Here is a 22,438-nt window from a genome sequence, read left to right on the forward strand (position 1 = left end):
GGAGGTGATGGCGGAGCGGTTTGGATCGGTCTCAATTGGTCAGACAAAAAGCACGATGTTGCTCTGCAAGCAGTAGACAGCGATAAGGTTGAGTTGAGTGTGGTAGCTCATACCCCAGAAGCTATCCATGCTTGGGTTGCCCAACTCAGGCAGCGATTTGAAGGACAGAAGGTTGCTCTGTGCACTGAACAGAAGCAGGGTGCTTTGATTTATGCGCTTTGTCAATATGACTTCATCGTTTTGTTTCCAGTCAATCCACAAACCGTGGCAAAATACCGTCGTGCTTTCACACCCTCTCGTGCTAAAGATGACCCAACAGATGCGTACATTTTGTTGGAATTGCTGCTCAAACACCGAGATAAACTCACAGCCTGGCAACCTGGTAGTTCGCAAATTCGAGAACTACAAAAACTCGTGGAGTGGCGGCGCAAGTTTGTCGATGATGGAGTGCGTTTGACGAACCGCATCACCGACGTGCTCAAGGGCTACTATCCCCAAGTATTGGAATGGTTTAGAGATAAGAATACCCTGGTATTTTGCGATTTTCTCACTCAATACTCAACGCTTGAAGCAGCGCAGCAAGCAGAGCCAGAAACACTGAACCAGTTTTTCATTTTGCACCGCTGTAGGTACACAAAAACGAATGCTAAACGAATAGAAAAGATTAAATTATCAACACCACTGACGAGCGATAGAGCGATCATTGAACCATCAAAGATGATTATCAAAGCGTTAGCAATACAGTTACGGACACTACTATTTAGTATTGAACAATTCAATCAGACCATTGAGCAATTGTTTGCACAAATGCCCGATGCTGATTTGTTTGCCGCATTACCTGGAGCAGGAGAACATCTTGCTCCTCGACTACTCTTGGCGTTTGGCGAAGAACGCTCTCGTTTTAGTCGTGCCCAAGATTTGTTGCAGTATGCAGGCATTGCTCCAGTGACAGAGCGCAGTGGCAAGAAGGACTGGGTCCATTGGCGATGGTCTTGCCCCAAGTTTTTACGCCAAAGCTTTGTCGAGTGGGCCGAGCAGTCAAGGCAGCATTCGTTCTGGGCAAAGGCGTTCTATGAGGCGCAGAAGCGCAAAGGCAAGACGCACCAGGAGGCAATGCGGGCATTGGCGTTCAAGTGGATCAGGATTATCTAGCGTTGCTGGCAGGACAGGAAACCCTACGATGAGGCAAAGTACTTGCTGGCGCTCAAAAAGAAGGGATCGCCTTTAGTTGCACAACTCGCCCTCTAGACAGTTTCTTGACTGCTGTCAGCCTCAGGGCATATTATGCGGCTGGCAACTAAGTAGCTAGGCGGGATTAAACTTAAAACGCTCTAACTTGTACTCCCCTGTTTGACTGCGAGCGGTCATGCCGTCGATGACCGTCATTGCCAGATCATACTCATTGTCAAACATTCGTCTATCGGAAGAGAGCTAAATGATATCAAAATCGCTTCAATAGTCCTTTCCCTGCTGATGGACAAAGCACCATAACCACTGTTCTCCCAATTCAGCCGAGCTAACGATCGGGTGTCCGGTTTCCTCATAGTGACGGCGAGCATGTTGATGTTCAGAAGAGTCACAACACAGCATCTTTCCACAGGTTTGGCAAATGCGGAGGTGTACCCAGCGACTATTGATCCGCGTGCATTCTTCACAGCGGAATATTGGATAGTTTGCTTTAGAAATGAGGGTTTCAGCAGTCAGATTGTTGAGATGTTTGCAACTCATATGGCTCCAAATTAAGCACGTGTTTACTTGTCGCTTATCCGTTGTTCTATTCAACCTAAATCCAATGTGGCAGCAAAGGGTAAGGCTACAGAGGGGCATAAAATCTTGTCGCCAATCTCGGCAGCAAGTTTCATGTTTTCTCCGATCAAACTCATTCTCTGTACCAGACGCGCACACATTGAAAGCAATTGACGGTCACGCCTTGACTAATCACCACTGGGTGAAAACTATTACTGACCGCCAATCCGTAGTCACCATCACTGGTGCCTTCGATGCGATCGGGTAACACAACAGTTTCCACATTGATCACCTGTATCGTTGTCTGCTCAATCCACTGATTCGCAGCACTCACAACCTCAGAGAAGGATTCATACTCGGAAGCTCCGCCGAAGGGTCCCCGTTCCGTAATCCGAGGCGCAAAATCTTTGCACTTAATCATGTTATCCACCTTAAACTTCTAGAGTTGACTTCACTTCAAGGAACCATCGTGATTTGATTGGTTGATGAATCAATTCACTGTGATTCCATATCAACCAATTGCAGGACAATCTTGCCTCGCATTCCTCCCTTTTCTAAACGTTGATGAGCTTGAATGATGTCGCTCCAAGGCAGAACTGAATCAATGACGGGTCGAATCTGATCGCGTTCAATCAGGTTCCTCAGTGCGTCCAATTTGTCTCTATACTGGGGACTTAAAACGAAGTGAATCGTCAAATTCTTACCCCAAGCATCAAGAAGTGTTTGAGGAGTTGCAATATCGACAATTGTGACAAGTTTGCCAAATGGACGAATCACCTCTGAGCTACGTCCAATCGTGTCTCCTCCAACCGTGTCTAAAACCAGATCAACACCGCGACCATTCGTTTCTCGCCCAATCACTTCAATATAATTTTCATGCTTGTAGTCGATGGGATAATCTGCACCCAGCTTCTTAACGAAATCAAAGTTTTCTGCACTGCATGTTGTATATACATAAGCACCCATTGCTTTCGCCAGTTGAATTGCGATCGAACCAACTCCACCCGCTCCAGCATGAATTAGAACTGTTTCACCGACTTGTAAATTCCCTCTGGTTACAAGGCAATCCCAGGCGGTTCCTCCTGCCAACGGCAAGCACGCTGCCTCAACATGGGTCAAATTAATCGGCTTAACTGCAACAATGCTTTCCTCTGCAACGTGGTATTGAGCATAACTACCAAACTCGTCAAAAATTTGGGGTGAGTAGTAAACTTCATCTCCGACCTGGAAACGGGTTACTGCCTCTCCAATGGCTTCAATCACACCCGAAACATCAACTCCGATAATTGCAGGGAGCCGAACTAAATCTTTGTAATCACCCCGACGAGTTTGATAATCAATGGGATCGACCGAGGTCGCATATACTTTTACCAGAACTTGGGTCGCTTTTGGAACTGGCTTCGGTATGGTTTGAAATTTAAACACCTCAGCTCCACCAAAAGCAGTTAGTACCGCAGCTTTCATGTACTCCATACCAGCCTCCTTAAGAACACTTTGTTTTGCAAAAATACATTCTGACTTTTGCAGATTATTTACGCCGCGCTGCTGGTTTCATCCTTGGTCTCGGTTTTGATGACGAAAGCTCTTAATTCGACAATCTTGCCGCCGCGAAAGCGCCAGACATCGCAGTATGAGTAATGAGCCGCTTTCCCGTCTTCGTCCTTCATTGTGATGTTGCCAAGTGCCGTGACGAAATCACCCTCAGCGATTAAGTGATCGACCGCAAACTTCGGCGGCTCGATGTACGCTGTTGCCATCCAGCAGCGTACAGCTTCTTTCCCTTTCAGGGTCTTGTCGCCTACAAACGTCCATTCCATGTCGTCGGTGCAGAACGACAAGAATCCTTCATTGTTACCTTCGGTGATGGCTGCGTTTGCCGCTTCTAAGACCGCTTTATTGTTCTCTGACATTTGAATTCTTTTAGCTCGTGATTGCAGTCACGCGGATTTCAATTCGCATTGTTGGCAGTCCAAGCGCCGCGACTCCTACCTGTGTCCAAATTGGGGCGTGGTTGGGCATGTACTGGCGATATAGCTTGACCATCACATCGTTAACTTCTGGGGGAAACCCACCAACATGGTAAGAATTGACATGGACAACATGCTCCCAACTTGCCCCAGCAGTCGCCAAAGTTCGCTCTACGTTCCGAAACGCCTGAGTAATCTCGTCCGCAAGCGATTCGGGAATTTGCAGATTGTCGTCCCAACCGCCTTGACCTGATATCTCCACGCGATCGCCAATTTTTACGGCTTGCGAGTAATGCAATTCATTCAGCATATGTTCCCCATAACCAGGGGTGACAAAAAACTTTGGTTTATTCATGGTGTTCCTTTGTTGAGTACGTTTGACATCGTGAATGAGATGGAGTGCTGTGATAGTCATGTGATGACTTCTGAGATGAGCAAATTGAGCGAGTCTATGCGATTGAGCTTCATTGTCAATCTTGCAGGTTATTGGCATAGAGGGCAGTCTGACGATACTTTGATCAGCGCATTGCTTTCTCAATCCGGCGATCTGGAATCAACCACATCATTGTTACTAACACATAGAGACTAAAAGCTAACCATGAATTAGCAAAGGCGAGGAGAATCGATATGGCATAAATCGCCACTGATACCTTCCCCTTAAAATCTCTCCCGATAGCAGTCGCGATCATTGAGCCTTGGCCGTGGTGAACAATCAGAGTCATCGTCAGAATTAAATAAGCAATGGCGCTGAACAACAGCACACCCCCATAAAAGGCAACAGGTAAAGCAGTGAAGTAATTTTCGCCCATCCAGGCGGTGACAAAAGGAATAAGTGACAGCCAGAATAGCAAATGCAAATTAGCCCATAAAACTCGACCGCTGACATATTGCACGACCTGAAATAAGTGGTGGTGGTTATTCCAATAAATTCCCAAATTGATAAAGCTAAGGATGTAGCTTAGAAATGAGGGAATTAGCGGACGTAATGCAGCTAAATTATCTCCATGAGGCACCTTCAACTCCAGTACCATGATTGTGATGATGATTGCGATGACACCATCACTGAATGCTGTCAATCTTCCTTTTTCCATGTCAATATGCCCCTGCTAAAATTGATGAATTCACGCCCTGAAGAAAGTCCAGTAACAGGGGATTGACCTGATCAGCGTGAGTCCAATTGATGGCGTGTGGTCCGCCAGGAATAACAACCAGTTGACTGTTTTTAATTAGCTTCGGCAGTCTTGCTGCGGTGGACTCAAGCGGCAAAATGCGATCGGCATCACCATGAATGATCAAGGTTGGTACATCGATGCGGGGCAGATCGTCGCGGAAATCGGTGAGCCAGGAAGGGACGCAATCCAAAGTCGCTTTCGCAGAAGACCCTGCTGCCACATTCCAACTTGCCTGAATTGCTTCATTACTAATCCGCTCACCCAGCAATACATCCACATTGAAGAATTCTTTGAAAAATGCAGAAAAGTAAGCGGGACGATCTGCAACGATCGCTTTCATAATGCCATCGAAAACGCTTTGATCGACACCTTCAGGATTATCATCGGTCTTCAGTAGGAAGGGCGGCACGGGAGCCATCAGCACAGCTTTCTGCACCCGCTCTGAGCCGTATTTGCCGAGGTAGCGCGTGACTTCACCTGTTCCCATTGAGAAGCCAACCAGAACCGCATCACGCAAGTCAAGTTTGGTCATCAGCACGTTCAAATCTGCGGCAAAGGTATCGTAGTCATAGCCAAACGAGGGTTGGCTAGAAGCCCCAAAGCCTCGGCGATCGTAGGTAATGACTCGATAGCCTGCATTCAGCAGCACTAAGGTCTGCTTTTCCCAGGAATGACCGTTGAGGGGAAATCCATGAATGAGAACAATCGGTTGACCTGTTCCCAGATCTTCATAGTAGAGATCAATGGTTGCAGAATTTTCTTGACCAACAGTAACGTAAGGCATTGCAATCTCCTGTAAATACTGCATTGGATTCTTGTCCGATTTAACTTAATGACTTGCAGCAATCATGGCTGCCATCAACTCCATCGTGTTCCAGTGTCCGATATACCGAATTCCATTGATAAACAGGGCTGGAGTAGTTGTTACTCCACTCTGGATTCCGCCTTCGATGTCTTCATTGATGCGATCGACATGCACTTGTTTAGGCAAGTCTTTGAGAAACTGAGGAATATCAAGCCCTAAATCATTGGCATACTCGACAAGATAACCATTCTCCAATTTTTGTTGATGGTTAAATAAAGTATCACTCATTAACCAAAACTGTCCTTGGGTAGCGGCGGATTCGGCAGCTTGGGCTGCTCGTTGAGCATGAGGATGAATCTGTGCTTGTGGAAAATGGCGGAAGATAAAGCATAAATAATCTTCTCCTAAAGAAGCACTCAGTTCTCGGTCGAGCACTTTAATCAGCTTGTAAACGTTCGCACTTCTAGAGCATTGATAGTCTCCATACATCACCAGCACTACCTTGGCACTCAACACACCTTGAATATGATCTTGGGTTGAAGGTGGTACAAGTAAGGAACTGTGGTTACGATCGTCGTTCATCCTTCTACATCTGCATCAAGCATGGAACTTTGCAATTAACTTGCTCAATTCATTGCCTTCATGACTGTTTGCATAAATTCAATGTAAGTGATCACCTTCAAGCTGTCGTCTACAGCAAGTTAAAATTTTTGCAGTATAAATTGATAGAGCAACCATACAATCGTAGAGTATAAGGCTGACTATAACTTAAGTTAGAATCGGGGAAATCAATAAACATCTGAACACGCCGCGAGTGCTTACGATTCAGTAAATACAATGCATAAAAGCAGTTCGTCCAGAGTAAATTGAATCTGAACGAACTGCTCAATTTATCGTTAAACTTCAGTCGCTAGCAGTGTGACTAAATCAGCATGGACTAGCAAATTTAGAGTTAAACTTTAGTTGCTAGCAGTGCGTTCAAATCAGCATGAGCTAGCACTACATCGGGGTTGCGTTGAAACGCCGCATCATACTTCACAGCAAAGTCATTTCCGGCTTCATCAGGTATGAGTAGAATTCGAACATCAGCAATGAGAGCAGCGATCGCCTCCGAGGTGACAGGCTCATCCGAGTGGATTAACTCATCAATTTGCACAATCAATTCTGAAAGGTGATGTAACCAGGCAAATTGATCGTGATTGATCACCAGTTGCAGCAACTCACCTTTAGAGACCTGTCCGCGCACCTGTTCGTAACGAATACGCTCTGTATCCAACAACAGTTTATGCAAATGCAATAGCTTGATGCGTATATTGGTCAGCAGTTGATCTTGGGTAATGCGGTGTTGAAGCGTGTTAAGCATAAATATGTCCCATCCTTCCATTCCGGTAATCGTCGATCGCTTGCAGGATTTCGGCTTCAGTGTTCATCACAAAGGGACCATAGCGCACCACAGGTTCATTCAGCGGCACTCCAGCAATCAGCAGTAGATCAAGGGGTTGGGTGGCATCCGCAGGATTGGCTATCGCCACTTCCTCCCCATCCGGTGCAAAAATCACCATTTGCCCATCCTCACCCCGTTCCTGCTCAGGGCCAAACAAACCAGACCCATCGAGGATATAAGCAAAGGCGTTGTACTCTTTCGGTATGGGTTGAACAATGCTTGCGCCTGGTTGGAGCGTGAAGTGCAGGTAGATCATCGGGGTGCGAGTTTCAATCACCGCTTTCGCCCCCAACGCTTCTCCCGCAATCACGCGCACTGTCACAGACCCATCTTTGGTCTGAGCCACCGGAATCTGCGCTGATGGAATTTCTTGATAGCGAGGAGCAATCATCTTGTCCCGCTGCGGCAAGTTGACCCAGAGTTGAATGCCGTGCAGTCGCCCACCCGTGCGAGTAAACTCAGCTTCTGGCATTTCGGAATGCACTACGCCTGCCCCAGCGGTCATCCACTGCACATCACCGGGATTGAGCAGTCCGGCATGACCGACCGAGTCCTTGTGTTCCAGCCGTCCATCCAGGACGTAACTGACGGTTTCAAAGCCACGATGGGGATGATCCGGTGCGCCCTTTGCTTGACCGGGCTTCAGATTTACGGGACCCAATTCATCGAGGAGGAGAAAGGGATCAAACTCGGAGAAGCTGCTCTTGGGAAAGGGACGACGCACCAGGAAGCCTGCTCCTTCAAGCGTTTCTACACTATTAATGATTCCAGCAACGGTTCGGAGGGTTTGAGTTTGAGTTGTCATACAGTTGCCTCCAGGCAGATATTTACAAGACTTATCCCATATATGATTAATCATATATTAGCATAGAAGCATATAAATTCTATGGGTTGGGCTTGTCCTCCCTATTCGTTCGGTAAACCGCCTATGTCTCTTGCCCATGTAATTCTAGGTCTGCTCCAACAACAGGAGCGGACAGGCTACGACCTCAAAACCGAGTGCTTTGACGATTGCATTTCCCATCTGTGGCCAGCAGATCAGGCACAGATTTATCGGACTTTAGACAAACTGGAGTCACAGGGGTGGATTACCTGTACCGTCGAGATTCAGCACGATCGCCCCAATCGCAAGGTTTACCGGATTACCGAAGCAGGTGAAGCAGAGTTAACCCACTGGCTTCAGATGCATCATCCGTTGCCCGTGTTGCGAGAGTCGTTGCTGGTGCAACTCTATTTTGCGGCTCAGTTGCCTAACGAGGCGATCGTGTATCTGCTAGAGCAGGAACGGGAAGCACGGCTAGAAAAGCTAGCCCAGTGTGAGGCGATCGAGGCTCTATCTTTGAGTAATCCGACTGCATCGCGTAAACAAAAACTGCATCGACTGGTTTTGGACTTGGTGAAGCAACGAGAACAGACTTATTTAGATTGGTTGGAAAAGGCGATACGTGCTGTGCACACGCTGCGCGATCGCAACAATCCGTAGCCAATCAACTTAGCCCGCTTGTTGGGGCGTTACGGACACTCTGATCGGGAACGCGGGGCGAGGAACTAATAACCAACTCCTCGCCTTCACTTTTTTATTCCGCGTGTGCGCCTCGCAATTAGATACTTTTACACAGTTGCAAATTGCTTATCGAGCTTGGTTTCCTGTCCATCTCGTTGCACAGATTGAGCTTTGTCATAGCTCTCCATCAGGGCGCGGTAAATCGGCATGAGGTCAACCATGACAGTGGCAAACTCCATTGCGTCCGGACGGTTCCACGTGTTCATGAGTTCGCCGATTACTGCGTAAGTGTCGATGGGCATGGCTCCCGCCTGGACGACGCGGGCCAGAGTCAGGTCGGTCGCCATCTGGCTCCAGTTGCCGGAAGCGTCAATGATCGTGAAGACCTTGTAACCAGCGGCCAGTGCGCTCAGCGTCGGAAACGCCATGCACACACTGGTGAGAGTTCCAGCGATGAGAAGAGTCTTTCGCCCAGTCTTCTCGATCGCGTCTACCCAAGCCGGATTATCCCAGGCGTTAATCTGGCCTGTGCGCGGAATGTAAACCGCGTCAGGATTGTGCTGGTGGATTTCAGGAATCAGGGGACCGTTGGGACCATCGGGCACCGAAGCAGTCGTGAAGGTCGGAATCTTGGCGAGTCGGGAAGTCTTGGCGAGCGCCGTGACATTGGAACGGAGGACTGGGAGTTCGATGTCACGCACAAGTTGGAAGAGTCCGCTCTGATGATCAATCAGCAGCAGTACGGCATCGTTAGGATCGATCATTGTGTCGATGGTGTTGCTCATGGGTTTGTCCCCTTTTTGATTCAAATTCAGTCAATGTCATCTTTTCCTAGCTATCTGAAGTGCAGTCAGTTTTAGGACTCAGCTTGTTTCAGAATACATTCAATATAGGAAATTGCTTTTAAGCCGTCGTCTATAGCGAGTTAACTCTTTTACACTACAAATTGATAGAGCAGCTATGCGATCGCAACGTATAAGACTGGCTATAACTTAAGTTAGAATCCGAACTCGATTGAAAGTACACCCTACAAACTAACAATGCCGCGTTTAACGGCAACAATCACAGCCTGGGTACGATCGCTCACATCTAACTTGTTTAAAATCCGATTGACGTGGGATTTAACCGTGCCTTCACCGATACTCAAAGCCACCGCAATCTCAGCATTACTCATTCCCTGTGCCAGTGAACGGAGTACTGCTAGTTCTCTTTCACTCAGTTCTGGATTACTGAGGCGCTGTGCCAACTTTGCCCCCACATCAGGCGGAATATATTGCTGACCCCGATGAACGGTACGAATCGCATTCAGAAGCTCGTCCGGTTCAGTTTCTTTCAACAGATATCCTTTTGCACCTGCCTGCAATCCCCGATAGATATCTTCGTCACTATCATAGGTGGTCAGGACAATAATCCGAGCAGATTTCGCGATCGCACAAATTGCACCAATGGCGATAACCCCTTCCACTTCCGGCATTCGCAGATCCATCAGCGTGACATCTGGTTGGTGTTCCCCAAATAGTGCGATCGCTTGTTCCCCATTTTCAGCTTGAGCAATCACGTTCATATCTGGGTCACGGTTAATAATCGTGGCTAATCCTTGCCGAAAAATGGCATGATCGTCCGCAATCAGAACCCGAATCGTCGTGGCTTGGCTCATTGTAATGCTACTCCCGATCGACGGTGACAATAATTTCTGTTCCTTGTCCAGGTTGACTCCGAATCGTGAGTTGTGCGCCGATACGCTCAGCCCGTTCGCTCATGCCGAGTAAGCCAAAACCCTCAGAGGATGGAATACTCCCAACTCCAAAGCCCTGTCCATTGTCTTTCACACGCAAGCAAACCTGATCGCGATCGTATCTTAGCTCTACATGGATTTCGTCAGCATTGGCGTGTCTCATTGTATTGGTTAATGCTTCCTGCCCAATGCGTAGCAGGTTACTCTCGACTTCAGTGGATAGAGCATACACTGCACCCTCGATCTCATAATATAAAGTGGTATCCATTGCAGCAGTTCTGAGTTGAGCGACGAGATGATGGAGAGCGCTCTGTAAACTGCCCTCCTCCAAAAGCTGAGGACGGAGTGCGACGACCGATCGCCGCGCTTCAGTCAGTCCAGTTCGTGCCAATTCTTTGATCAGATCCAGGTGTGCCCCAGTTGCTTCTACATCATCCGTGAGCACCTGTTTTGCCGCTCCCACCTGAGCCAGAATGCCCGTAAACGCCTGAGCGAGTGTGTCGTGAATTTCGCGTGCCATCCGGTTGCGTTCTTCAATAATCGAGGCTGCTTCTGCTTGCTTTTGCGGCGTAATATCTCGCGCCAGCCAAATCACCTGATCGTGCTGAATCGGGGCAATGCGAGCCGAAAACCAGGTTTCTTGTTCAGCGATCCATTGGCTGTACTCAACGGTGAGGACTTGTTGGGTTCTCACCGCCTGCTGAATGTAACTCAGGAACTCATTAGCTTTTTCCTGAGCATAGAGTTGATGCAGTGTTGTGCCAATATACTCCTCCCGATGCAACTCTTCATAGGACGGATTTCCTTGGATTGCACAGACCAATCGTCCCTCAGCATCGAAGATACACAGCGGATCGGGAATGGCTGAGAAGAGCGCCCGCAGTTCTGCTTCAGAGGCTTGCAATGCAACTTCTGCTCGCTTGCGATCGTCAATATCCGTATAAACTCCCAACATCCGCATGGGTTGACCTGATTCGTCCCAGGCAACAATTTTGCCAACAGAAAGAGTCCATTTCCACTGACCATCCTGGGTACGCTGGCGATACTCTGCTTGATAGCTGGGGATTTCTCCAGCAATGTAAGCACGGTAGGTTGCGACAACTGATTCTCTGTCATCAGGATGCAAACGAGCAATCCATTCAGAAATAGTTTCGTGGAATGTTGCTGGATTGTAGCCCAGCATTAAAGCGTATTCCGGGTTAACAATTCTTTCTTCAGTTTTTAAATCGAGATCGTAGAGTCCTTGATTTGAAGCGGTTAATGCTAAGCGTAATCGTTCTTCACTCGTTTGTAGAGCGGCTTCTGCTTGTTTGCGATCGCTAATATCCGCAATCACCCCTTCGATGTAGTCATCGTCTTCATTCAAATAGCAAGAGGAAAGTACCCAAAACACTGTCCCATCTCGTTTTCGCATCTGGAATTCATAGCTTCGCAGTTCCCCATCACGCTTCAGTAACTCATGGGCTTGTTGGCGATCGCTGGGATTTACAAAATAGCCGATGCTGTGTTCCAGCCCAATGATCTCCTCTGGTGAATCAAAGCCCAACAGATTGGCAAGGCGTTGATTGGCATTGAGAATTAATCCATCCGAGAGGCGGTTTCGGAAGATGCCGACCTGCGAGTTTTCAAAGATAGTTCGGAACTTAGCTTCACTGCGTTGTAAAGCCTCTTCTGCTTGTTTACGCTGGGTAGTGTCATTGCCAACCGACAAGATTTCAACGACCTCTCCCTGGTCATTGAAGATGGCTTGATTCGACCAGGCCATCCAAACTCGCCGTCCGTCTCGACACAGATTTTCACCTTCGCCTTGCGGGTACGATTGAGGATTACGAAGTAAATCGTGGACCATGGGTCTCACATCGCGCCCAGAGGTTTCGATGTCTGGAATGATTGTTTCAAACAAGGTTCGCCCTACAATCTGATGTTCTTCATAGCCCAGGAGTTTCACCCCATAATCGTTGATGTATCGAATCCGTCCTTGCGTGTCATAGCAAATGATGACGGAATTCGCGGTTTGTAGCAGGTTGCGGTAATTGGCCTCACTTTGTCGTAACGCAGCAGTTCGTTCTGCGACCTGTTTCTCTAAAGTGCAGTTGTAGTCGGCTAGGAGTTTCTCGGCTTGTTTACGCTCTGTAATGTCCTGAAAGGTAGCGATCGCATAAGTGATATTGCCCTGTTGATCAAAAACTGGTGTTCCCCGTGCCTCAACTAGAATTGTGACATGATCTCGACGAATTTCTATATCTTCAGTCCTAATGCGTTCGCCCCTTAATGCCCGCACAATAGGCAAGCTCTCCGCTGGATAGATTTGATCCGTTCCCGCTACATAAAGCTGATAAGCCTCTGAGATCTGCTCCGGTGCTATGGAAGTATCAGTTTCTTTGCCCGTGAGTTGATTGCCGTATTGGTTGGTATAGTAAGGGCGACCCGCCGCATCCACGATCGCAATTCCCACCGGAATCGCTTCGAGGAACTGGGTGATCTTGCTTTCCTTAGCCCGCAGTTCTGAGTAAAGGTTGGCATTTTCGATGGCGATCGCTGCTTGAGTCGATAATAGCTGCAAGACCTGCGATCGCTCTGGTGTAAATACTCCAGCTGCTAACCGATTTTCTAAATACAATACACCGACCAGCTTGGCTTGATTCAGCAGCGGCAAACAGAAAATAGATTGAGGCTGGTTCTGTTGAATGTATGGCTCATTAAGAAAAGCACCTTCACGAGTCGCATCATTTAAGGTGACAGGCTTCAGAGTCCGAATCACATATTGAATGATTGATTCTGGCAATTGATCGGCAATTGGAATAGACTGTAACACCTGAGTCGCACAAGCATTCTCGTCGGCATTGAGTTCACAAGCCGCTTCAATCGACCATTCTCCTGAGTTTTCTAAAATCAGATATCCGGTTTGTGCGCCAGCATTCTCAATTAAAATTTGCATCAGTGATCGCAGCAGTTGCTTCAGTTCAATTTCACGAGAAATGGCCTGTGAAGCTTTCATCACTGCTGCTAAATCGAAAGCGGTGTGGAAGGGATTAGTGATAGTTTCAGCAGTAATAGGAATTGATGTGGAAGCGGCTTTAGGCGACTGGGAAAAGAACTGTGGATAGCGAGTTTCTAAGTCTTTAGCTTTAGCGGTTGCGCCCCAGCGATCGTAGCAATAGTGCGCCTCTTTCATGTAGGTTTGAGCAATTTTCTCTCGACCTCGTGCCAGATAATGTTTTGCCGCTAATTCATAAGCTAATGCTTCTTCCTGGATATACTCATTTTCAGCAGCACCTGCGATCGCCCGTTCATAAAACTCTTCAGCCTCAAGAAATTGCCCTAAGACTCGTGCTTTCTCTGCCTCGACTAGATGAAATTCATGTAGATAATTCATTGGAGCATGTTCTGCCCATTTCTGCATCTTTTCTTGGTTGGTGTTAACACAGTTTAGCCAAGCTACTTTTTCAGAGTTTGAAGCATCAGGCGATAGGCTCAAAAGCGCCAGCGAATGATAGAAACAGAATACAGGTAAAACCTTTATTGCCGTCGCTTCTTCAAAATGTTTCCTTGCCAGAATAGCAGTCTGTACAGCTTGATGATATTCTTCAAATAGATAAAACAGTATAACTTTGTGCAGATATAGCATTTGAATTGCAGTTCCATCTTTAACTGCAATAGCGTGTGATAACGCCTCCTCTTCATTACACACCCGACCAACTAAGCGACTGGGATTCTCAGACCTATCTAACAAATTAAGAATGGTCTGCCACACTATTGCAATCCAAGTCGAGGGGCTTTCCCGTCTGATTCGATCAACCGCTTTGCTGTATGTTGCCGTTTTCTGTTCCAGTTGGGTGAGTTCCTCACCGACGAAGAACGAGTTGTAGCACACGTCATATGCAGCATAACCAGCGGTTTCAAAGTCTCCGGTTTCCACTCCTTCCTGATAAGCCTCAACCAGCAGTGGTATCGTCTCCTTAAGATGCACTTTCCATTGCATAACATGGTCACTAAATAACTGTAATGCTTTAGCCTTACCTTTTTTGGTATTCAATCGTTCTGCCAAGCTAAGAGCCAATTGACCAAATTTATAGCCGAGTTCAATGTCTTGAACAACTCCACATAGAACAAATCCGTAGGCAGCATAATACAGTGGTGACCAGATAGAATTACCGTAGTTGATTGATAAATTCACCGTTTTGCAGGTAATCAGTATCACCAGTGGTGGTGATACTATGAATGCAGCAGCCCCTATATTCGCTAGGATTGACATTGCTGCTAGCGGTTCTGGTGCAGTCATCTCTGGTAACTTAACCAAGTCTTCAATTTCTCGTTCAGCTAATCGTGCAGCCGTTTCCTCCAATCCGCCTCGAACATCTAACTCACTTGGATTTTCTGGTAAGATTACTCCTAGGAGCTTCAACACTTCCAAGCCAATTTTGAGTGCTTCTTTCAGGTTGCCCTGTGATAAATATCCTTGAATTCTGCTATCGTAAATCTGCGCTTTATCAAGTACTGTCTTAGCGCGATCAAGTACCACTTCTGCTAACTGTTCCATCTGATCAAAGCGACCGTGAAGATATGCTGCTCCTGCTGTTTCTGAGTACAGCGCCAAGGTGAGGTCATACTCACTAAGCCAACTGTCTGTATCGAGGAGTTGAATCCCTGCGGTGAAATACTTAAAAGCTGCTTCATAAGCCGTTGCTGCCTTTGCTTTCTGACCTGCTATTAAATTCAATCGAGCAATCTCATTACGTTCGGCTTGATCAGAGATAAGTTCAATTCCATGATTGAGATGATCAACAATCTTAAACAACCGCTCTGATAGCTGTTCTGGCAACGTTTTTTTGAGGAGATTGCGACCAATTTGCAGATGAACCACTTGTTTCTGCGACTCATCAATTAAGGCGTAGGCTGCTTGCTGCACGCGATCGTGCAAGAACTTATACTCTTGAACTAACAAGTTCTCATCTAATTCAGAGAGAGGCTGAATTAAATCAGCTTGAATCGCTGCTAGCAAATCTAGAGAAATCGCCTGAGGAGACTGCTCACCAACGATCGCCAACGTCTCTAAATCAAATTCAGCCCCGACACAAGCAGCTAAGCGAAGCATTTGCTGGGTGCCTTCTGGTAGTTTCTGCAACTTCAGCAGTAGTAACTCCACCACATTATCAGTCATGTTCTGGGCTTGAATCTGCGCCGTATTCCACTGCCAGCTTGAGAGTGCCGCATCAAAGGTCAACAGATTTTCGCTATGCAGCATTCTCAAAAATTCGCCAACGAAGAAAGGATTGCCCTCCGTTTTATGCAATACCAACTCAGCTAAGGATCGCACAGTGTCAGTATTTTGATGCAACGTCTCGGCAATCAACTGACTCAACGGCTCCAGTGTTAAGGGTGCCAGAATGATTTCCTGAAGCACTGCCCTTTGTTTCCTCAATCGCTCCAGCGTTAATGCCAGTGGATGCGCTAGATTCACTTCATTATCTCGATAGGCTCCGATCAGAAATAGAAATTGGGTTTGCTCGTCAAGCATCATTAGTTCGATTAACTTCAGCGTGGCTGAATCCGCCCACTGTAAGTCATCTAAAAAGATCACCAGAGGATATTCTTGGGAACAAAATACTCGAATAAACTGCTGGAAAACTCGATTAAAACGATTTTGAGCTTCTGTGGCTCCCACCTCTGGGACGGGTAGCTGCTTGCCGATAATTAGCTCTACTTCGGGAATCACATCAATGATGATCTGTCCGTTACTCCCTAATGCCGTCAGCAGACGCGATCGCCACTGTTGCAACTGCTCATCCGGTTCACCCAGCAGTTGTTGTACTAACTTTTGCAAGGCATCGGCGATCGCGCTATAGGGAATATTGCGCTGCAATTGATCGAATTTACCAGAGATAAAATAGCCACGCTTTTGGGTGATGGGTTTGTAGAGTTCCTGCACTAATGCTGATTTCCCAATTCCAGCGTAGCCAGACACGAGCAGCATTTCGGAAGACGCGAGGGCAGAAGAGGACAGGGGGATATTATTCGTCTCCCCTTCTCCGTGTCTCCCCCTCTCCGTTTCCCTGCCTGCCACTCGATCAAAAGCTGCCGATAATGCTGCAATTTCCGCTTCTCGTCCATACAGTTTTTGGGGAATTTGAAACTGAGCAGAAACGTCCTGAAGACCCAGTTCAATTCGCTCAATCTGACCACTTTGCTCTAACTGGTGAACACAGATTTCTAAATCCGCTTTGATTCCCCAAGCACTCTGATAGCGATCCTCCGCATTTTTTGCCATCAGTTTCAAAATAATATCTGAAACGGGTTTGGGAATCGTTGCGTTCATCTCGTGAGGTGGAACAGGCTGTTTGGCAATATGACAATGGATTAGTTCCAGCAGATTCGTGGTGGGAAACGGCAGGTGCCCAGTCAGCAATTCGTAAAACGTTATACCCAGCGAGTAGAAATCAGTGCGGTAATCGAGCGAGCGATTCATCCGCCCGGTTTGTTCTGGAGACAGGTAGGCTAATGTGCCTTCTAAACTATAGTGGCTCTTGAACGTCGGATTCGTGCGGTTAAATCGGGTAGCGATGCCAAAGTCAATCATTTTAACAACGCCAGTATCTGGGTTGAAAACGATGTTTCCAGGATTAATATCTTTGTGAATGATAGTGTTGGCGTGAATGCTGCCCAGAATATCGGTGAGTGCGATCGCCAGTCGCAGGAATGCAGGTAAGGACATTGGGCAGAAACCTGATTGCTGCCGCATCCATTGCTCCAGGGACTCACCGCCAAAGTCTTCTAAGAGAATAACCAGCGTGCGTTGATAGTCTTGCTGGCGGTATGCCTTGACCACTCCTTCCAGGTTGAGGGAGCGGGTAATTTCATATTCCTGTCGGTAGCGTGTTAATTCTTGAGGAGAAGGATAATCTTGCTTGAGCATTTTGACGACGATCGCCCGCTCGTCTTGCGTTCTAATGCCTCGGTACACCAGCGAATTTGAGCTTTCGTAAATTTTGCTTTGGATGGCAATTCCAGATAAAGCAATCATAGAACGCCCTCCCAAAGGATGTTATGAGCTATGCCGTTAATTATATCGATCTCAACAGAATATTGAGACAGTTTAGCTCAATAATGAGGTACCAATTCTGTTACGGAACTAGAGCGGACCTGTTGCGACTTGGATTGCTCAATTGCGGTCCTGATCCCGAAGACCTGATAACCTCGTTTACTTCGAGACGCTAAGGATAGATGACTCATGACCCAATCGATTCCTGCCCAGCCAAAAGCTACATCTGACAAAGCAGCTCGTCATCAGCGTCTGCTAGGGCTGGTTGAAGCAGAGGACGCTGCTAATGGCGAACTGGGTTGCGGACAGGATTTGGGAAAGGGGCTGTCAGGGTATCTCATTACTCGCGGGGTTATTCTTGACGATGAGCAATTGAAGAGTCTGTTGCAAGAGCATTTAGGACACATTTTGACGGAGCCGGATTTTGATTCCATCGCAACTCAGATTCAACGCCGGAGTGAGTCTTTGGTCATTCCGGCTGCGAGTCAGTCCTTGGGTTCTGAGCCTCCGCCAGCTTCAACAACCGTCACAGCATATGTTCCAATAGAGGCACTCAAAGAGCTATTTCAGTCACAGCTTGCCGAGTTTTGTTCCGAAGCTGCATTAGAACAACTGATTCAGTTTAGCCATCAGATCATCCATAAAGCCATCCTTCGACCCCGGCATATCAGGTCTAGTCCAATTTGGATACTGAGAAGCGAGGCGTAGATCTCTATTGCTCAGGCAGCAGGGATTGAGGAGGCGATCGCCAATGTCAGGACTCAGCAGCCCCGGGAATCTGGAAAACTGGAAGTAATCACAGTCGGAGGTATTCTGGCACCCGATCAGGTGATCTCTCTAGATACAAATTTGTTATAACGTTCTCATCTTGAGAGAAGTTCCAGGTTGAGTATGATGAACTTGCGTACCAGATGCAAATAACTTCTGCATCTCAACAAGAGCTTAAATTCGTTCCGACACAGCAACTCGCTAGACAGCAATCGCATTCAGTCTAATTTCAATCTCAACGATAACTGGACACTCTGTTCAGGCTGTTCGTAAATGCTCAACATCCCGGATCGGCGGCGCACCAAACATCCGAGAATATTCGCGGCTGAACTGGGAAGCACTCTCATATCCCACTTGATAGGCGGCATTAGACGCATCAGAGTTTTCGGCAAGCATCAAACGACGCGCTTCTAAGAGTCTTAATTGCTTTTGATATTGCAGCGGACTCATGGAGGTCACGGCTTTGAAGTGGTGATGAAATGAGGAAGCAGACATCTTTGCTTGTCCTGCTAGATCTTCAACCCGCAGCGGTTGGGCAAAATCCGCCTTGAGCCGTTTTATCACCTCAGCAATCCGCTGCATATGGCTACCCGATGTGGCAATTTGACGAACTGCTTCGCTTTGCTCACTCATTAAAAGGCGATAGTGGATTTCACGAATGATTAGCGGTGCAAGGATTGGAATATCCTTTGGTGTATCTAAAAGTTTGGTCAGTCTGAGAGCGCAATCAAACAATGGGGTATCAATCGTGCTGACAAATAATCCTCTCACAGCATTCTCTGGCTGACGCTTAAGCCCAGTGGTTTGGAGAATCAGGTCACAGAGTTGATGGGGATCTAACGTTAGCTTAAATCCCAGATAGGGCTTGTCGGGAGATGCCTCTGTAATAAATGCGCTTAACGGCAAATCAACTGAAACAACCAGGTATTGAGCCGCACCATACCGATAGATTTCCTCATTCAGCAACAATTTTTTTTGACCTTGAACCAGAATTGCAAAGATTGGGTCACAGACACCACGTAGTACAGTGGAAACCGAAGATTCTCGCTGAAATTCTAATTGAGCGATCGCGGTTTGATGAAACCCATCCCCTTTGCTATCCGTGTGCCGGGTAATCAGTGCCGCCAATTCTTGACACTGATTTATGCTTTCGCCTTGATTGATGACTGAGCCAATTTCAGTTGTCATGTGATTCTATCGACCCATTGAATCCTGCTCCACTCAGCATTATAGAACACTCACAAAATCCTAACTTGGAGGATTAGGCAATCATTGGCGAGGTCTGTGTATTTGGCTTTCTTGCTTTTACTTCTACGGTGAATACATACAGACCAATCAACCAGGAAAAATAACGATGTTGAACGTTGCCGAAAAAGTTGTCGTCATCACTGGAGCCAGTAGTGGCATTGGAGAAGCAACCGCTCGATTGCTGGCTGAAAATGGCGCAAAAGTTGTTTTGGGGGCGCGACGGACGGAGAAGCTCGGCAAGATTGTCGAGGAAATTCGTGATCAGGGCAGCACAGCAGAATTTAGAGCGGTAGATGTCACGAACCGCAAGGATATGCAAGCATTCGTCCATTTTGCCAAAGACAAATTTGGTCGCGTGGATGTGATTTTTAACAATGCAGGCGTAATGCCGCTGTCTCCATTGAACGCGCTGAAAGTCGAGGAATGGGACAACATGATTGATGTCAACATTCACGGCGTATTGAATGGCATTGCGGCGGGACTACCCATCATGGAAGCGCAGGGCGGTGGACAATTTATCAATACTGCGTCGATCGCTGCCCATTGGGTCGGACCTACCGCTGCGGTTTATTGCGCCACAAAATATGCAGTTTGGGCAATCTCCGATGGGCTGCGTCAGGAGTCAAAAAATATCCGCGTCACCCTAATCTCTCCTGGCGTAGTCGAAACAGAACTTGGCTCCGATATCACGGACGATGCCAGCAAAGGGTTCTTACAAGAGCTTCGCAAGATTGCACTCACACCAGATGCGATCGCCAGAGCCGTCCTATATGCGATCGCTCAGCCAGAAGATGTTGATGTCAATGAAGTCATTGTTCGCCCGACAGCGAGCGCCTTCTGAACCATTGCCCAATCCATTGCTCTCAGACCACAAATAGGAAAACAGCAAATGTCAGAAACGATTGAGCAGAACAGGGCGATCGACCTTTCCTACGGACTTGCGGCTCTCAGCCAGGGCAACCGCCTCGTTCCCTGGACATTTGAGCGTCGAAAGTTGCGATCAACCGACATCAGGGTGAAAATTCAATTCTGCGGCATCTGCCATAGTGATCTACACGCCATTGGAGGATCAAGCCGCTTTCCGCTCGTTCCAGGGCATGAAATCGTGGGTGAGGTGACAGCGATCGGCACAGATGTCACCACGTTCCGCATTGGTGATGCAGTGGCGGTGGGCACGATCGTCGTTCCTGCGGTCATTGCTCATCATGCCAACGCCAGTTGGAACAATATTGCCTGGAAGGGGTGACTACTACCTATGATGGCATCGACAGGAATGATGGCAGCATCACGCGCGGTGGTTACTCCAATGACTATGTCGTCGATGCCCAGTTTGCTTACCACCTCCCCGCCGGTCTCGATCCGGCAAGTGTTGCACCGTTGCTTTGTGCTGGAGTAACCACTTGGTCGCCTCTGCGCCATTGGGACGTAAGCGGCAAGACGATTGGAATTGTTGGCTTGGGTGGTCTGGGTCACATGGCGGTGAAATTCGCCCACGCGCTGGGGGCTTATGTTGTGCTGTTCAGTACTTCTCCAGATAAGCCTGACACTGGGACGGCGACGGCTGGCAAGCTCAGGGGTGGCAGGTACGCTTGAAACGCAGGAGATGCTGGACTTCTGTAGCCAGCACAACATCTCTGCTGATGTCGAAATTATCTCTGCTGCGGATATCGAGGATGGGTTTAAACGACTCGATCGGGGAGAGGTACGCTACCGTCTGGTAATTGACATGGCTACGCTCGACGTGCCAGTCGAGGCTATTACCCTATCTTAATTGTCACGAGATTAGGGCAAGTGTTTCTCTACCCTACTCGTAGCAGGCAGCAAAATCTCACCTAGGCTGGGTGAACACTCCGCCAAAAAAACAGGAGCTCTATTTCTTGCTGCTGTCGCTTCCATATGAGCTCTTTTTCTTCTGCAACACCAAGGAAGCCACTATTTGCGTGTTTAAGTACTAAATGCAAATCAGAAACAAACAATAGCTGGTTTTCTTGTGATATCGCAATCGTTTCTGTTGCATCATTAAGAGAAATGAAGATTTTACGAGCTAGGTCTTCATGCTGATATGAAATTGCATTACTTAGATTTCTAAATAGCTCTATTTTTGCACGAACCCCATGTAAATATTTAATATTATTTTCATTCTTAGAGTGAAGTTGTTTCAGAAGCTTTGCTATGTGTGGACTTTGACAAACAGAAAATTCTTCTGAAAAGCTTCTAAAATAAAACCAATCAGGATTTTTTCGAACATTGGCTACATAAGAAATTTCGTCTCCTAAAACAGACGTAATTTTATTTAGCCATTCATTGAGCTCCAGTGATTCAAAAGAAAAGTCTTCTTCTACACCCTCAAGACAACCAAGGACATCTCCTTGAAATAGATGATAGACAAACAGAAGGTCAAGAATCCTCAAAAAGACTTCTAAGTCTTGCTTATACCCTGGGCGTATTCGCTCATTAAAGGGTTGTGCAGGAAAGAGGTACATCCCATACAATTCATCCTCTATTCCACTAAAATCGTTGTGCTCACCCAGAAATCTAAAGGAACAATATCCTTTGCTTTTCACTATCCCTGCAAAGACTGTCGGAATAATTTCGTGCAGGTCAGTAACCTCTTCAATGCGTATTTGCCTCAAGTAGATTAATGGAAAGTAGGTGCCATCATCCATAAGGTACAGCGAAATTCGCCATGAAGGGCAACACTCCAAAAAAATACTAATATTGCCATTCTCTTGAATGGCAGCTTTAAATCCAATTTCTTCAACCTTAGTGAGAAATTTAGTTAGCATGAAACAACGTGTTTATGACACCTAACAAGTCGCTGCACCCGACCCCCTGAAAGTTTCTGCTAAGATGCAGAGGTTGTCTACGGCGGGTGAGCTTGGTCGTTATGTGGCTGGCGCGGTTGGCGAAGCGGTTTAGAAATGATTCTTCTACCACTTGTTGCTTGCCGTTTCCGCAAGTCATTACAAATAGCTTTCAAATCGTAATTGAATGCTTTTGCGTGTTCCTC

22 protein-coding genes are annotated in these 22,438 nt (G+C 47.1%); 7 read left to right on the forward strand and 15 right to left on the reverse strand.

Annotation, left to right across the window (positions count from 1 at the left end):
• Positions 1–63 precede the first annotated feature (63 nt).
• Positions 64–1,152: an IS110 family transposase gene (locus tag HJG54_RS28045; RefSeq protein WP_316435675.1), complete on the forward strand. Its 1,089-nt coding sequence runs from the start codon at positions 64–66 to the stop codon at positions 1,150–1,152.
• 300 nt (positions 1,153–1,452) lie between these two features.
• Here the strand turns inward: HJG54_RS28045 and HJG54_RS35615 are convergent, their stop codons facing one another.
• The 10 genes from HJG54_RS35615 to HJG54_RS28090 all read right to left on the reverse strand — a co-directional run bounded on the left by HJG54_RS35615 (position 1,453) and on the right by HJG54_RS28090 (position 7,939).
• The gene (locus HJG54_RS35615; RefSeq protein ID WP_420717302.1) at positions 1,453–1,827 is read right to left on the reverse strand and encodes a UBP-type zinc finger domain-containing protein; all 375 of its coding nucleotides are present in this window, start codon (positions 1,825–1,827) and stop codon (positions 1,453–1,455) included.
• A gap of 52 nt (positions 1,828–1,879) precedes the next feature.
• A complete protein-coding gene (locus tag HJG54_RS28050; RefSeq protein WP_316432545.1) occupies positions 1,880–2,167 on the reverse strand; it encodes a hypothetical protein in 288 nt (95 codons plus the stop codon).
• 74 nt (positions 2,168–2,241) lie between these two features.
• Positions 2,242–3,219, reverse strand: coding sequence for a zinc-dependent alcohol dehydrogenase family protein (locus tag HJG54_RS28055; protein ID WP_316432547.1), 978 nt, complete (start codon positions 3,217–3,219; stop codon positions 2,242–2,244).
• Positions 3,220–3,278: 59 nt separating this feature from the next.
• On the reverse strand, positions 3,279–3,656 hold the full coding sequence (locus HJG54_RS28060; RefSeq protein WP_316432548.1) for a nuclear transport factor 2 family protein: 378 nt from the start codon (positions 3,654–3,656) through the stop codon (positions 3,279–3,281).
• Positions 3,657–3,666: 10 nt separating this feature from the next.
• A complete protein-coding gene (locus tag HJG54_RS28065; RefSeq protein WP_316432549.1) occupies positions 3,667–4,068 on the reverse strand; it encodes a RidA family protein in 402 nt (133 codons plus the stop codon).
• Positions 4,069–4,231: 163 nt separating this feature from the next.
• Positions 4,232–4,804 (reverse strand): TMEM175 family protein, encoded by a 573-nt coding sequence (locus tag HJG54_RS28070; protein ID WP_316432550.1) that lies wholly within the window; start codon positions 4,802–4,804, stop codon positions 4,232–4,234.
• Position 4,805: 1 nt separating this feature from the next.
• Positions 4,806–5,669, reverse strand: coding sequence for an alpha/beta fold hydrolase (locus HJG54_RS28075; protein ID WP_316432551.1), 864 nt, complete (start codon positions 5,667–5,669; stop codon positions 4,806–4,808).
• A gap of 45 nt (positions 5,670–5,714) precedes the next feature.
• Positions 5,715–6,272 (reverse strand): DsbA family protein, encoded by a 558-nt coding sequence (locus HJG54_RS28080; RefSeq protein WP_316432552.1) that lies wholly within the window; start codon positions 6,270–6,272, stop codon positions 5,715–5,717.
• 370 nt (positions 6,273–6,642) lie between these two features.
• Positions 6,643–7,053, reverse strand: a complete 411-nt coding sequence (locus HJG54_RS28085; RefSeq protein WP_316432553.1) for a hypothetical protein — start codon at positions 7,051–7,053, stop codon at positions 6,643–6,645.
• Positions 7,046–7,939 (reverse strand): pirin family protein, encoded by an 894-nt coding sequence (locus HJG54_RS28090; RefSeq protein WP_316432554.1) that lies wholly within the window; start codon positions 7,937–7,939, stop codon positions 7,046–7,048. The genes HJG54_RS28085 and HJG54_RS28090 overlap by 8 nt, the downstream gene beginning before the upstream one ends.
• 123 nt (positions 7,940–8,062) lie before the next feature.
• Between HJG54_RS28090 and HJG54_RS28095 the strand changes: the two genes are divergently transcribed.
• On the forward strand, positions 8,063–8,617 hold the full coding sequence (locus HJG54_RS28095; RefSeq protein WP_316432555.1) for a PadR family transcriptional regulator: 555 nt from the start codon (positions 8,063–8,065) through the stop codon (positions 8,615–8,617).
• A 128-nt stretch (positions 8,618–8,745) separates the two neighbouring features.
• On the opposite strand, the gene HJG54_RS28100 is transcribed toward HJG54_RS28095, so the two are convergent.
• From HJG54_RS28100 to HJG54_RS28110, 3 genes are all read right to left on the reverse strand, one after another.
• Complete coding sequence (locus HJG54_RS28100) at positions 8,746–9,423, reverse strand: isochorismatase family protein (RefSeq protein WP_316432556.1); 678 nt, start codon at positions 9,421–9,423, stop codon at positions 8,746–8,748.
• Positions 9,424–9,665: 242 nt separating this feature from the next.
• Positions 9,666–10,295 (reverse strand): response regulator transcription factor, encoded by a 630-nt coding sequence (locus HJG54_RS28105; protein WP_316432558.1) that lies wholly within the window; start codon positions 10,293–10,295, stop codon positions 9,666–9,668.
• A 7-nt stretch (positions 10,296–10,302) separates the two neighbouring features.
• Positions 10,303–17,394 carry a PAS domain S-box protein gene (locus HJG54_RS28110; protein ID WP_316432560.1) on the reverse strand — a complete coding sequence of 2,364 codons (7,092 nt, stop codon included), beginning with the start codon at positions 17,392–17,394 and terminating at the stop codon, positions 10,303–10,305.
• Between the two features lie 207 nt (positions 17,395–17,601).
• On the opposite strand from HJG54_RS28110, the gene HJG54_RS28115 reads away from it, so the two are divergent.
• The gene (locus HJG54_RS28115; RefSeq protein WP_316432561.1) at positions 17,602–18,120 is read left to right on the forward strand and encodes a hypothetical protein; all 519 of its coding nucleotides are present in this window, start codon (positions 17,602–17,604) and stop codon (positions 18,118–18,120) included.
• A 318-nt stretch (positions 18,121–18,438) separates the two neighbouring features.
• Here HJG54_RS28115 and HJG54_RS28120 read toward each other — a convergent pair whose 3' ends face one another.
• Complete coding sequence (locus HJG54_RS28120; RefSeq protein ID WP_316432563.1) at positions 18,439–19,368, reverse strand: AraC family transcriptional regulator; 930 nt, start codon at positions 19,366–19,368, stop codon at positions 18,439–18,441.
• 166 nt (positions 19,369–19,534) lie between these two features.
• Between HJG54_RS28120 and HJG54_RS28125 the strand changes: the two genes are divergently transcribed.
• The 4 genes from HJG54_RS28125 to HJG54_RS28140 are packed head-to-tail and all read left to right on the forward strand — an operon-like array spanning position 19,535 to position 21,199.
• Positions 19,535–20,269, forward strand: a complete 735-nt coding sequence (locus tag HJG54_RS28125; protein WP_316432564.1) for an SDR family oxidoreductase — start codon at positions 19,535–19,537, stop codon at positions 20,267–20,269.
• Between the two features lie 48 nt (positions 20,270–20,317).
• Positions 20,318–20,674, forward strand: a complete 357-nt coding sequence (locus HJG54_RS28130) for an alcohol dehydrogenase catalytic domain-containing protein (protein WP_316432565.1) — start codon at positions 20,318–20,320, stop codon at positions 20,672–20,674.
• Positions 20,671–21,021, forward strand: a complete 351-nt coding sequence (locus HJG54_RS28135) for an NAD(P)-dependent oxidoreductase (protein WP_316432566.1) — start codon at positions 20,671–20,673, stop codon at positions 21,019–21,021. Before HJG54_RS28130 ends, HJG54_RS28135 begins: the two co-directional genes overlap by 4 nt.
• Complete coding sequence (locus tag HJG54_RS28140) at positions 21,005–21,199, forward strand: hypothetical protein (RefSeq protein ID WP_316432568.1); 195 nt, start codon at positions 21,005–21,007, stop codon at positions 21,197–21,199. Before HJG54_RS28135 ends, HJG54_RS28140 begins: the two co-directional genes overlap by 17 nt.
• Positions 21,200–21,260: 61 nt before the next feature.
• Here HJG54_RS28140 and HJG54_RS28145 read toward each other — a convergent pair whose 3' ends face one another.
• Complete coding sequence (locus HJG54_RS28145; protein ID WP_316432569.1) at positions 21,261–22,214, reverse strand: hypothetical protein; 954 nt, start codon at positions 22,212–22,214, stop codon at positions 21,261–21,263.
• Positions 22,215–22,438: the final 224 nt, after the last annotated feature.

Origin of the sequence: Leptolyngbya sp. NK1-12 (assembly GCF_032598965.1) — a bacterium.
Lineage (GTDB): Bacteria > Cyanobacteriota > Cyanobacteriia > Elainellales > Elainellaceae > Elainella.